The following is a 12,679-nucleotide window of genomic DNA, read 5'->3' on the forward strand; positions in this document are numbered from 1 at the left end:
TTGCTTGCTGCGGCTACTTGCGGGGAGGCCCAGGGTGACCAGCCCGACTCACCGGAATGGACCATGCCGACTGCAGGCAACTTTGCGGATCAGTTGGCGAGGTTTCACGGAATGGTCTCTTTTCGATAGCAAGGAACGACCTTTTTACGCTGGGTACGGGCACAAAACGCCTGTAATTGGCCCAAATGGCCTGTTTTCGGACGGCCGGGGCAGCCGCGCAAGGGGCGCGGGGCTGCGTCACCGTGCCAGGCGGGTCATCAGCAGGCCGAGCCACTCGTGCAGGGCGTTTTGCCAGGCCAGCAGGCTCTTGGCCAGGGAGTATTCGGTCAGTGGGGTACTGGCGCCGGTGCGAAAGTCCACCGGATAGGGGGTCACGGTACAGGGCACGGCGGCAAATTCGGCCATGGCGCGCGGCATGTGGGCGGCCGAGGTGACCAGCAGCCACGGCTGGCGGCAGCGCGGGCCCAGCAGGGCCGCCACCTCACGCGCGTTCTCACGGGTATTGCGCGAGCCGCTCTCCAGCAGCACCCGGCGTGGGTCCACTCCCTGTTCGCGGTAGAAGGCGCGCGCCAGCTCGGCTTCGGGTACGCCGGTGGGCAGCAGGCGCCCTTCCCCGCCGCTGAACACCACGGTCATGCCGGGGTACTGCCGCAGCAGGGCCAGGGGCACGGTCATGCGTTCGGCGGCCTCGTTGAGCGGCACCTGCGCATGCGCGCGAAAGGTGTCTGTGGGGCCAACGGCGCCACCGAGCACGATCACCCCCGCGTACCGCGACAGCGATTCGGCGGGTGGCACCGGGTAGCGGTTTTCCAGCGGACGCAACAAGGCATCGGGCAGCGCCCGAAACCCCAGCAGCCCCAGCAGCAGCAGCCCCACCCAGAGCATCACCGTCGCGGTGCGGCGGCGCCGCGCCAGCAGCAACAACGCCAGCAGCCACCACAGCGCCAGCCAGAAAGCGGGCTGAGTGATGGCGGTCAGCAGTTTGGAGAGGGCGAACATGCGCGGCGAAGTCCGGCGGCGACGTTTGACGGCAGCGACGGCGCCGGTGTCGGTGTCGGGTGCTTTTCAGACGGGGGCACCACCGGCGGCGTTTCGGCGTTGCCACAGCCGCGCAAGTCGGGGCAGCAGGAGCACCAGGGCAACCACCACCAGCAGGAACAGGGATGCCGGCCGCTCCACGAACACGCCCCATTTGCCTTCGCCGATGGACATGGCGTTGCGCAACTGGGCCTCGGCCAGCGGGCCGAGAATCATGCCGACAATGACCGGCGCCACCGGGAAGTCGTACCGGCGCATCAGCACACCCAGCAGGCCGATGCCGTACATCACGAACAGGTCGAAACTGCTCTGGCGCATGCCGTACACGCCCACGGTGGCGAAGATCAGGATGCCGGCATACAACTGCGGGCGCGGGATCTTCAGCAGTTTGACCCACAGGCCCACCAGGGGCAGGTTGAGGATGAGCAGCATCACGTTGCCGATGTACAGCGAAGCGATCAGCGCCCACACCATGGTCGATGAGGTTTCGAACAGTTGCGGCCCGGCCTGGATGCCGTAGTTCTGCAGCGCCGACAGCAGGATGGCGGCAGTGACCGAGGTGGGAATACCCAGGGTGAGCAGCGGCACCAGCGTGGCGGTGACCGCCGAGTTATTGGCGGCCTCCGGGCCGGCCACGCCTTCGATGGCGCCCACGGTGCCAAATTCGTTCTTGTGTTTCGAGAGCTTCTTTTCCGTGGCGTAGCTCAGGAAGGTGGGGATTTCCGAGCCGCCGGCCGGGATGGTGCCGAACGGAAAGCCCAGGGCCGTGCCGCGCAGCCAGGCCGGCCAGGAGCGGCGCCATTCGCTTCCGGTCATGTGCACCTTGTTCAGGCGGTTCATTTCGGTGACGCTGCGGCCCTCGTACATGGCGTTGTAGATCACCTCGCCCACGGCAAACAAGCCCACCGCGATCAGCACCACTTCGATGCCGTCCATGAATTCAGGGATGCCGGCGGTGTAGCGCACCTGGCCGGAGATCTGGTCCATGCCGATCAGCCCGGCGCCCAGACCGAGGAACAGCGCCGTCAAGCCACGCAAGGTGCTTTTGCCCAGCACGGCGCTCACGGTCAGGAAGGCCAGCACCATCAGCAGGAAATACTCCGGCGGCCCGAGTTTGACGGCGTGCTCGGCCACGATGGGGGCGAACAGCGTCACCAGCACGGTCGCAATGGTGCCCGCCACAAACGAGCCGATGGCCGCCGTGGCCAGCGCGGCACCGGCGCGACCGCTGCGGGCCATCTTGAAACCCTCCAGCGCAGTGACCATGGTGCCGGTCTCGCCCGGCGTGTTGAGCAGGATGGACGTGGTAGAGCCGCCATACATGGCACCGTAATAAATGCCGGCGAAGAAAATCATCGAAGCGGTCGGCTCCACCTGGCTGGTGATGGGCAGCAGCATGGCCACGGTGACGGCCGGCCCCAGGCCGGGCAGCACGCCGATGGCGGTGCCGACCGCGCAGCCGACAAAGGCCCACAGCAGATTGACGGGACTGATGGCGGTGGCAAAGCCACCCATGAGATGGGTCCAGGTCTCCAGCATGGCGACTCCCGAAAAAAGGAAGGTGTGGCGCGCGGGCGCGCGCTCAGATCCAGCCGGTGCCGGTGAGCCCCGGCAGATTGATGGCCAGCAGCTTGGTGAACAGCCAGTAGACGGGCGCGGAAACCAGCATGCCGGTGATGGCGTCCATCACGGTCTGGCGGACACCCCCGGCGGGTTTGCCTTCGGACAGGCGCAAACCCCGCACGGCGAGCGCAAAACACAGGGCGCAGCTCAGCACAAAACCGGCGGTGGTGATCAGCGTGGCGTTGGCCAGCACGCCTGCAGACACCCAGGCAAAGGCTGGCCAGTCACCGCGCTCGGCTCCCGAGGGCTCTTCCAGTTGCCGGAAACCGCCGGTTGCCGCCTCCCACAATAGCCAGACGCCGCAGACCGCCAGCACCGCTGCCACCACCCAGGGCAGGAAGTTCGGTCCGACGCCGGCGTAACCAGCATCGGACGGGATCGAGGCCGCACCGTAGGCCAGCACGCCGGCCACACCCAGAGCCCCCAGCGCGATGAGCCAGTGGGCTCGACGGTCGTGGCTGGAATGCGACCGCGACGGAGACACGGCGGCGTGGTCCATGATCAGATCATTCCGGACTTGACCATCGTGGCCCGCAGGCTGGCGAAGGAGTCGTCGACAAAGTTGTCGAAGTCCTTGCCAGTCAGCACCGCAGGCGTCCAGCCGTTCTTTTCCAGCGCCTCGGCCCAGGCCTTGGACTTGGTGGCCTTGACGATCATGTCGGTCAGGGCCTTGCGTTGCTCGGGTGTGATGCCGCCAGCGGCATAGACGCCGCGCCAGTTGCCCAGTTCGACGTTGAAGCCCTGTTCCTTCATTGTGGGCACATTGACACCCTTGATCCGCGTGGCGGAGGTCACGCCGATCGCCTTCATCTTGCCGGCGGTGATGTATTGCTCGAACTCGCTGTAGCCGCTGCCACCGACAGTGACGTTACCGCCCAGGATGGCGGCGGTGGCTTCGCCACCCCCACGGAAAGGCACGTAATTGATTCTGGTCGGGTCCACGCCCACTTCCCGGGCGAGCATGGCAATGGCAATGTGTTCGGTGGAGCCGCGCGAGCCACCGCCCCACTTGACGCTTCCGGGGTCTTTCTTGAGCTGGGCCACGACATCGGCCATGGTCTTGAACGGCGAATTGGCCGGCAGGACAAAAACGTTGTATTCGGTCGTCAGCCGGGCAATCGGCGTGACTTTGTCCAGCCCGACCGGGGGTCTGGTCTGGATGATGCCGCCCAGCATGACGGCGCCCATCACCATCAGCGCATTCGGGTCCCCCTTGGTGGCGTTGGCGAACTGGGCCAGACCGATGGCGCCGGCCGCGCCGCCCTTGTTCTCGAAGGTGACCGACGATGCCACACCGGCGTCCTGCAGAGCCTTGCCCAGCGCACGGCCGGTGCTGTCCCAGCCGCCACCCGGGTTGGCGGGAATCATCATTTTCACGTTGGCGGCGGCCAGCGCGGGCAGCGGCAACGCGCCTGCTGCAGCCAGGGCGGCCATGGATTTGAGGAAGGTGTCACGGCGCATGGGAGGTCTCCTGAGTACGATGAACGATGACCCGATGTTGCCGCATCGCGCTGTCAGATACCTGTCCTTCGACCTAGGGGAAACACCGATCCGGGACTTTTCGAAGTCCGCCAATCCGTCCGAGAATCACGCATGCGCAAACCCGGGCACCCATGCTGATCAAACTGCTCCTGATCGAAGACGACCCCGCCATGCAGGCGACCCTGGCGCGGTCACTCAGCCGCAAGGGGTTCGATGTGCGGTCTTTTTCCACGGCACGCCCCGCGCTGCTTGCCTGGCCGTCGCTGTCTCCCGACGTGGTGGTTCTGGATCTGAGCCTGCCGGACCTTGACGGACTGGAGGTCCTTCAGCATGCCCGTAAATCGGGCTGGACCGAGCCTGTCCTGATCCTCACCGCGCGTGGCACCGTAGGTGACCGGGTGCTGGGCCTCAACACCGGCGCGGACGACTATCTTCCCAAGCCTTTCGACCTGGACGAGCTCGAAGCGCGGGTCCGGGCCCTGGCGCGCCGGCGCACCACCAGCCCAGCGGACGCCAGTGCTCAAGGGGGGGGCCAATCCACGCGACTGGGCTCACTTCGGCTGGACGGATACAGCGGCGCGGTCTACTGCCGCGACACGGTGATGGACCTGACGCCCCGCGAGCTGGGCCTGCTGCAGGCGCTGATGGCCCGCCCCGGGCAGGCAGTGACCAAGGAGCGCCTGTTCGACCGGGTCTTCCCGGGCGAGGAGACAGTCCACCCGGAGGCTATCGAAGTGGTGGTCTATCGCCTGCGCAAGAAGCTGACGGACTCGGGCACTCAGCTGGTGACGCTTCGAGGGCTGGGGTACCTGCTGAGGGCAGACCCGTGAGCCTGGAACAATCGTGGCTGCGTCGCTACGGCGCATCGCGCGCTTCTTTGCGGAAACAGCTGCTGACCGGCATTCTGGTTCCGCTGGCCCTGATCGGGCTGGTCGGGGCGTGGAGTCTTTACGATCAGGCTTTCGATGCGGCCAATCGAGCCTATGACCGCACCCTGCTCGCGTCGGCCAAGACCATCAGCGAACAGATTGACGTCCAAGGCTACGACGCGGCGGCCCGGATCAGGGCGCTGGTACCCTTTTCCGCACTGGAGGCGTTCCAGAACGACAACCAGAGTCGAATCTTCTACCGGGTTTCCGGCCCGGACGGCAGCACCGTCTCTGGCTATGCAGACTTGCCTGTCTGGCAGGGGTCCGTGCCGGACCGTCCGAACTATGACTCCCTGGTCGACTTCTATGACGACCGGTACCAGGGTGTGGCGGTGCGGGTCGCCGCTTTGCTGCAACCGGTGGTCGGACCGGACGGCCGCGGCATGGCGCTGATTCAGGTTGCAGAAACGCTGGAGCTCCGCAAGGCCATGGCCCGCCAACTGTTGACCGATTCACTGTGGCGGCATGCGGTACTGGCGCTGGTGGTGGGCGCGGTGGTGGTGCTGGTGGTCCAGCGGGTCACCCGCCCGGTGCGCCAATTGTCGGCCGACCTGGACGCTCGCCCGGAAGGTGACCTGTCACCCTTGTCGGCCGAGGACGCGCCCCGGGAAATGCTGCCCCTGATTGACGCGACCAACACCGTCATGGCGCGCCTGCGGCACCTGCTGGAGCATCAGAAGCGTTTCGTTCGGGATGCATCGCACCAGCTGCGAACACCGCTGGCGGTGCTGAAAGTCCAGGTGCAGTCTGCGCGGCGGGGCGATCTGCCGTCTGAACTGGCATTGGCCGAAATTGCCGCTACGGTCGAGCGCGCCACCGAACTGGCAAACCGCATGCTCTCGCTGGCACGCATTGAGCAGCTGCGCCATCAGGGCGACTCCGAGGTGACCGAAGCCAGCGACGAGGTTCGCGCTGTCGCGCTGGATCTGGCGCCCCTGATCGCGGAGCGTCGAATCGATTTCGACATCCATACGGAGTCGGCCCCGGTACGCGCCCATGCCTGGATGCTGCAGGAGCTGACCCGCAATCTGTTGCATAACGCCGTCCGGCACACCCCGCCGAACGGAAGGCTCACCGTACGGCTGGTCAGGGAGGGGAACACGATGGTCCTTACGATTGACGATGACGGACCTGGCATCAGCGCAGAACTGGCGGCACGGCTGTTCCAGCCGTTCTCGGCCGGTGATGAACGGCGCGGCTCCGGCCTGGGGCTGACGATCTGCAGGGAAATCACCAACGCCCTGGGGGGATCGGTCTCGGTCAATAACCGCGTGGAGGGCGACAGGGTCAGCGGACTCACGGCGACGGTTCGCCTGCCCATGCCATCCCGCCTGCGAAACGGGGCTCCCTGATGGATAAACTGCGTATCGACAAATGGCTGTGGGCCGCCCGGTTCTACAAGACGCGCAGCCTGGCGGCAGATGAAGCGGACCGCGGGCGCGTGCAGATCAACGGCAGCGATGCCAAACCGTCCCGCGAAGTTCGGCCCGGCGATACCGTCACCTTGCGCCAGGGGGTGGTGCTGCGCTCAGTGATCGTGCGGGGCATCAGCGCCATGCGAGGCCCCGCCGCGATCGCACAGGCCTTGTACGAGGAAACAGCCGACAGCGTGGCGGCCCGGCTGCGAGCCGCAGAACAGCGCCGCCTGGCACCGGAACCCGCCGAAAGCCTCACCCAGGGCCGCCCGACCAAACGCGACCGCCGCGACATGACGCGCGCCACCCACAACTGGGATGACCGCTGGAGCGCGTCGCTGGATGACTGATGCAATGGCGACAGCCGGCCCACTGCGGTGTGCCGTCTTCGCACAACCTCCACGCCCAAAGAAAAACCGCACCGGACAAGCGCCCGGCGCGGTTGGTCTTGGCGGAAACGGAGGGATTCGAACCCTCGATGAGGCTCTACACCCCATACTCCCTTAGCAGGGGAGCACCTTCGGCCACTCGGTCACGTTTCCAATCCCGCCATTATGCCAGAAGGGCGGCGAATTCAGCCCCCCGGCACGCCCCGATCAGGCCTGGTCAAGATCGAACGCGCGGTGCAGGGCCCGGACGGCCAGCTCCATGTATTTCTCGTCGATCACGACGGACGTCTTGATCTCGGAGGTCGAAATCATCTGGATATTGATCCCTTCTTCGCTCAATGCACGGAACATCTTGCTGGCGATGCCGACATGGCTGCGCATGCCGATACCGACGATGGAAACCTTGCAGATCTTCGCGTCCCCCGCAACTTCCTGTGCGCCGAGCGCGGGGACGACTTTGTCCTTGAGCAGATCAATGGTCCGGGCGTAGTCGTTGCGATGCACCGTGAAGCTGAAGTCGGTCTTGCCGTCCTTGCTGACGTTCTGGATGATGACGTCGACTTCGATGTTGGCGTCGGCCACGGCACCCAGAATCTGGTAGGCGATGCCAGGCTTGTCGGGCACACCGAGTACAGAGACTTTGGCTTCGTCGCGGTTGAATGCAATGCCGGAAACGACGGCTTGTTCCATTTGTTCGTCTTCCTCAAAAGTGATCAGGGTACCGGAGCGGGCTTCTTCACCCAGATCGATGTCCCAGGGGGTGAAGCTGGAAAGCACCCGCATGGGCACTTTGTATTTGCCTGCGAATTCGACGGAGCGGATCTGCAGCACCTTGGAGCCCATACTGGCCATCTCCAGCATTTCCTCGAAGCTGACCGTGTGCAGGCGGCGAGCCTCGGGAACGATGCGCGGATCGGTGGTATAGACCCCGTCGACGTCGGTGTAGATCAGGCATTCGTCGGCCTTCATCGCGGCCGCAACAGCCACCGCAGAGGTATCCGAGCCTCCCCGGCCAAGCGTGGTGATATTGCCAGCATCGTCAACACCCTGGAATCCGGTGACGATCACCACGCGGCCAGCGGCCAGATCGGCGCGGACCTTCTGATCGTCGATGGACTCGATGCGGGCCTTGGTGTAGGCGCTATTGGTCTTGATCGGAACCTGCCAGCCCGCGTAGCTCACAGCCTCCAGACCCTCGGCCTGCAGGGCAATGGCCAGCAAGGCCGATGATGCCTGCTCACCCGTTGCGGCGAGCATGTCGAGTTCGCGGTTGTACGCGGTATCCGGGCGCGGGGGGGCCAGATCCTTGGCCAATGCGAGCAAGCGGTTGGTTTCGCCGCTCATGGCGCTGGGAACGACCACCATCTGGTGTCCGGCCCGCGCCCATTTGGCCACGCGTTTGGCGACGTTGCGGATGCGCTCGGTAGAGCCCATCGACGTACCGCCGTATTTGTGAACGATCAAAGCCATCGTGTTCGTATCTCAGGGGAACATAAGAAAGCCGGCTGTCGCCGGCAAAACCTTGCAATTGTATCGGCACTTTTCGCCCTGTTCAGCGCTGGAGGTGAGCCCAACGGTCCGGCAACTCAGGCCCCCACCGGGTCGGGCACCCAGCGCAGGCGTTCCCCGTCGCGCAGAATCCGGCCGCCACCGACCTTCAGATTCAACCGATGTCCGCGTGTGGTGCAGGCCGCAATCTGTTTCTGCAGTTGCGCCAGTTGCGCCTCCGCTGGCATCTGGTTATGGCTTCGCTTGAGCCAGAACCGAAGAACGTTCGCCTGTCGATCCGCGCTGTAACACTGCAATGCGTGAATGGACGGGGGATCTCCCACGACTGCCAGATCTTGCCCGGCCAGCTCATCCAGCAGGCGAACCGCCTGCGCCGCATGGCGTGCTCCGCGGGCGACGGTCTGCCGAAAATGAGGAAAGGACGCATCGATGCCCGGCACCAGAAGCTGGCGCAACCGGTTGCGAGTGAATCGGTGATCGTCGTTGCTTGGGTCATCCACCCAGGCAATACCCTCTTGCGCCAGCCATTGGCGCAACTGCGCCCCGGTGACCTGCAAGAACGGGCGGTGAAAAGTCATGTGGCCACGGGTCCAGACGGCCGGCATGGCGGCCAGTCCCGGCAGGCCGCTTCCGCGCAGAAGAGCCAGCAAGACGGTCTCGGCCTGATCATCGAGATGCTGCCCTAAAGCTATATTTTTTATAGCTAAATGCGACCATTCTGCGCTGGCTATCTGGTCAAAAGCTGCATATCTCGCCCGACGGGCGGCATCTTCGGGGCTGACCCCGTTGCGCGCCGTCGCATCGACATGTCGCACGACCAAGGGAACCGACATCGCGGAGCAGAGCGACTGGCAGTGCGACACGAACAGGTCTGCCGCCGGCTGCAGTCCATGGTGAATATGCACGGCATGCACCTGCCCCGGCCAACGCCGCACGCAAGCCAGCAGCAAAGCAGTGGAGTCCGCGCCGCCGCTGAACGCCACCCCGAATGGAAGGTCCGGGCGAAACGCGTCCAGGGCCGCAGCAATCGGCGCCGGCAACGCGCCGCGCAAGTTGACAGGTTGGTGACCGGGCCCCGGTTCAGCGCCCTGTTGCCTTGGTGTCGGTGAACCGGCCATAGGCGCGAATACGCTCGTAGCGTCGGTCAAGAAGCTCGGGCGTCTTCAGATCTGCCACCTGGCGGAAGGCATCGGTCAACGCCCGCTTGAGAAATGCAGCCATCTGGGCAATGTCCCGGTGGGCGCCGCCTACGGGTTCGTTGACGATTTTGTCGACCAGGCCCAGGGCCTTGAGCCGATGGGCGGTGATACCCAGCGCATCGGCCGCTTCCTGGGCTTTTTCGCTGGTTTTCCAGAGAATCGACGCACATCCTTCGGGGCTGATGACGGAGTAGATTGAAAACTGCAACATCAGTACCTGATCGGCCACCGATATGGCCAAGGCGCCGCCAGACCCACCTTCGCCGATGATGGTGGTGAGTATCGGAACGCGTAACTGCGCCATTTCGAAAATGTTGCGTCCGATCGCTTCGGACTGCCCGCGCTCCTCCGCATCTATGCCGGGGTAGGCGCCCGGTGTGTCCACAAACGTGAATACCGGCAGGCCGAACTTTTCGGCGGTTTTCATCAGACGCAACGCTTTGCGGTAGCCCTCGGGTTTGCTCATCCCGAAATTTCGCATGGCGCGTTCTTTGGTATCGCGCCCTTTCTGGTGCCCGACCACCATGCAGGCCTGCCCGTTGAAACGCGCCAGGCCGCCAACAATCGAGAGATCGTCCCCGAAATGGCGGTCGCCGTGCAATTCCACGAAATCGGTGAAGATTTCCCGTACGTAATCCAGCGTGTACGGACGCTCGGCATGGCGGGCAATCTTGGTGATCTGCCAGGGACTGAGATCGGAATAAATGTCCCGGGTCAGCTGATGGCTTTTTTTGCTGAGCTGGTCGATCTCCGCAGAAATGTCGACCGCCGACTCGGTCTGGACATAACGCAACTCTTCGATTTTTCCTTCGAGCTCCGCGATCGGTTGCTCGAAATCGAGAAAGGTTCGTTTCGCCAACGTAATTCTCCTAGTGGTGGTGCGCGCGACGGTGCAACCGGACCGGCAAGGTCAGTACGCGACCGGCACCGGATCGAGCGATCGCCAAATATACCAAGTTGCCACGCTGCACCAGGGCTGCCAGGCCTGTGCGACCTCGCGGGCGTCGCTGCGGCTGACAGGCTCGCCGGAAAAGTAATTGAGACTGATGCCCTTGATCAGCCCCACATCGTCCAAGGGCAGGACGTTCGGGCGCAGCAGATGGAAGATCAGGAACATCTCAGCAGTCCAGCGACCGATGCCGCGGATGGCCACCAACTCCTTGATGATGGACTCATCGTCCATTGTCGTCCAGCGATCGGGTTTGAGCTTTTCGCCGTCAAAATGCAAGGCCAGATCGACAAGATACTCGACTTTGCGGGCGGACAAACCGGCCGCCCGCATGTCATCCACCTTGAGACGCAACACAGCCTGTGGCGTCATCCGACGCGCCAGGCTCTCAAAACGCCCCCAGACCGATTGCGCCGCCTTGACCGAAATCTGCTGGCCGACCACGCTTCGTGCCAATGTGGTGAAGGCATCGCCGCGCGATTCGATACAACCCGCGCCAAATTGCGGAATGATCCGGCCCATCACCCGGTCCTGATCGGTCAACTGGCAACACGCCTGATCCCAATACCCGGGACGGCTTGACACAGAGGACGAGGCCGGCTTATTGCTCATGTCTGCGGGTCAACGGATCTGAGTGGGTCGGGTGAAATCGAAAACGTCAGGCGACGTTCAGGATACCGCTTCCCAAGTGGTCCCGGAGGGAGAATCTTTGAGCACGATGCCCTGCTCCACCAGGTTTTGCCGGATTCGGTCGGCTTCGGCAAAGTCTTTCGCCTGTTTCGCTTGGCGGCGGGCCTCGATGAGGCGCAGGATCTCGGCCTCATCGACGCGTGCACCAGACTGGAGAAAGGCGCGCGGATCGCCCTGCAGCAAGCCGAGATGCCCCCCCAGCGCGCGCAACAGGCCGGCATCGGCGGCGGAGTGGCTGCGGTTGACTTCCGATGCAAGATCAAAAAGCACCGCGACGGCCTCGGGGGTTCCAAAATCCTCGTCCATCGCTGCCTTGAAGCGCCTGGCGTACGGATTGGCCCAGTCGACCGGCACATCGGATGGCGGAGCAGAGTCCAAGGCGGTGTAGAGGCGGCGGAGCGCACTTCGGGCATCCTGCAGATGCACGTCGCTGTAGTTGAGCGGGCTTCGGTAGTGACTACGGACAACAAAAAAGCGCAAAGTCTCCGGGTCAAACGCCTTGAGCACCTCGCGAATGGTGAAAAAGTTGCCCAACGACTTGGACATTTTCTCGTTGTCAACATTGACGAAACCGTTGTGCATCCAGAAACGGGCCAGCGGCTTTCCATGCGCCCCCTCACTCTGGGCTATTTCGTTTTCGTGGTGTGGAAACTGAAGATCGGCCCCACCGCCGTGGATATCAAGGGTTTCGCCGAGTATTGCGCAGGCCATGGCGGAACACTCGATATGCCAACCCGGTCTACCTTTGCCCCAGTTGCTGTCCCATTTGACATCGTCCGGCTCCGACTCTTTGGCGGCTTTCCACAGCACAAAGTCAAGCGGGTCCTGCTTGCCGTCGGCCACTGCGACCCGTTCACCTGCATGGAGCTCATCCAGTGACTTGCCAGACAACTTTCCGTAGCCGAAGAAACGGCGAACCGCGAAGTTCACGTCCCCCCCCTCGGCCTGATAGGCAAGGCCTCGCTCTTCCAGCCGCGCAACAATCTCCAGCATGGAGGGAACGAAATCGGTGGCTCGCGGATCGAAAGTGGGTCGCTCGACACCCAACGCATCGAAATCGCGGTACATCTCGTCGATCATCCGGGAGGTAAGCGCTTTGACCGACTCGCCGTTTTCGACCGCCCGACGAATGATCTTGTCGTCGATATCGGTGATGTTTTTCACAAACGTGACGCGGTAGCCACTCGCTCTGAGCCACCGCTGAACCACATCAAAGGCGATCGCCGAACGGGCGTGCCCGATATGGCAATAATCATAGACCGTGATTCCACAGACATACATCCGGACATGACCGGACTCGATCGGCGTGAATTCCTCAAGGCCGCGCGAAAGTGTGTTGTGAATGCGCAAAGACATGTATCGGGAAAAGTGGCGTGTTCCTTGACGACCTTGGGTCGCTTGCGCATCGCGCCAGAGCCCACACGGTCAACCCGCCGAAGGTCCGCAAAGACGACCC

12 protein-coding genes and 1 tRNA gene are annotated in these 12,679 nt (G+C 63.7%); 3 read left to right on the plus strand and 10 right to left on the minus strand.

Annotated features, from left to right (window positions below; translation table 11 throughout):
• Window positions 1–237: 237 nt before the first annotated feature.
• The 4 genes from AC2EBU_RS05405 to AC2EBU_RS05420 form a co-directional block, all read right to left on the minus strand.
• Window positions 238–999, minus strand: a complete 762-nt coding sequence (locus AC2EBU_RS05405) for a YdcF family protein (protein ID WP_484609337.1) — start codon at window positions 997–999, stop codon at window positions 238–240.
• A gap of 66 nt (window positions 1,000–1,065) precedes the next feature.
• Window positions 1,066–2,577, minus strand: coding sequence for a tripartite tricarboxylate transporter permease (locus AC2EBU_RS05410; RefSeq protein WP_484609338.1), 1,512 nt, complete (start codon window positions 2,575–2,577; stop codon window positions 1,066–1,068).
• Between the two features lie 43 nt (window positions 2,578–2,620).
• The gene (locus AC2EBU_RS05415) at window positions 2,621–3,160 is read right to left on the minus strand and encodes a tripartite tricarboxylate transporter TctB family protein (protein ID WP_484609339.1); all 540 of its coding nucleotides are present in this window, start codon (window positions 3,158–3,160) and stop codon (window positions 2,621–2,623) included.
• 2 nt (window positions 3,161–3,162) lie between these two features.
• Window positions 3,163–4,122, minus strand: coding sequence for a Bug family tripartite tricarboxylate transporter substrate binding protein (locus tag AC2EBU_RS05420; RefSeq protein ID WP_484609340.1), 960 nt, complete (start codon window positions 4,120–4,122; stop codon window positions 3,163–3,165).
• Between the two features lie 152 nt (window positions 4,123–4,274).
• On the opposite strand from AC2EBU_RS05420, the gene AC2EBU_RS05425 reads away from it, so the two are divergent.
• Genes AC2EBU_RS05425 through AC2EBU_RS05435 form a run of 3 tightly spaced genes read left to right on the plus strand, consistent with a single transcriptional unit; the run spans window position 4,275 to window position 6,837 of the window.
• Window positions 4,275–4,973 carry a response regulator gene (locus AC2EBU_RS05425; protein WP_484609341.1) on the plus strand — a complete coding sequence of 233 codons (699 nt, stop codon included), beginning with the start codon at window positions 4,275–4,277 and terminating at the stop codon, window positions 4,971–4,973.
• A complete protein-coding gene (locus AC2EBU_RS05430; protein ID WP_484609342.1) occupies window positions 4,970–6,424 on the plus strand; it encodes a sensor histidine kinase in 1,455 nt (484 codons plus the stop codon). Before AC2EBU_RS05425 ends, AC2EBU_RS05430 begins: the two co-directional genes overlap by 4 nt.
• A complete protein-coding gene (locus tag AC2EBU_RS05435) occupies window positions 6,424–6,837 on the plus strand; it encodes an RNA-binding S4 domain-containing protein (protein ID WP_484609343.1) in 414 nt (137 codons plus the stop codon). The genes AC2EBU_RS05430 and AC2EBU_RS05435 overlap by 1 nt, the downstream gene beginning before the upstream one ends.
• Window positions 6,838–6,936: 99 nt before the next feature.
• On the opposite strand, the gene AC2EBU_RS05440 is transcribed toward AC2EBU_RS05435, so the two are convergent.
• The 6 genes from AC2EBU_RS05440 to cysS form a co-directional block, all read right to left on the minus strand.
• Window positions 6,937–7,029: transfer RNA gene (locus tag AC2EBU_RS05440), tRNA-Ser, on the minus strand.
• 54 nt (window positions 7,030–7,083) lie between these two features.
• Window positions 7,084–8,346, minus strand: coding sequence for an aspartate kinase (locus tag AC2EBU_RS05445; protein ID WP_484609344.1), 1,263 nt, complete (start codon window positions 8,344–8,346; stop codon window positions 7,084–7,086).
• 116 nt (window positions 8,347–8,462) lie between these two features.
• Window positions 8,463–9,437, minus strand: coding sequence for a tRNA lysidine(34) synthetase TilS (gene tilS / locus AC2EBU_RS05450; protein ID WP_484609345.1), 975 nt, complete (start codon window positions 9,435–9,437; stop codon window positions 8,463–8,465).
• A 28-nt stretch (window positions 9,438–9,465) separates the two neighbouring features.
• Window positions 9,466–10,443, minus strand: a complete 978-nt coding sequence (locus tag AC2EBU_RS05455; protein WP_484609346.1) for an acetyl-CoA carboxylase carboxyltransferase subunit alpha — start codon at window positions 10,441–10,443, stop codon at window positions 9,466–9,468.
• Window positions 10,444–10,494: 51 nt separating this feature from the next.
• Entirely contained in the window at window positions 10,495–11,145 is a 651-nt protein-coding gene (locus AC2EBU_RS05460; protein WP_484609347.1) for a DNA-3-methyladenine glycosylase family protein, read from the minus strand.
• A 57-nt stretch (window positions 11,146–11,202) separates the two neighbouring features.
• The gene (cysS, locus tag AC2EBU_RS05465; protein ID WP_484609348.1) at window positions 11,203–12,579 is read right to left on the minus strand and encodes a cysteine--tRNA ligase; all 1,377 of its coding nucleotides are present in this window, start codon (window positions 12,577–12,579) and stop codon (window positions 11,203–11,205) included.
• Between the last annotated feature and the right edge of the window lie 100 nt (window positions 12,580–12,679).

The sequence above is a fragment of the Curvibacter sp. T50 genome (genome assembly GCF_057219955.1).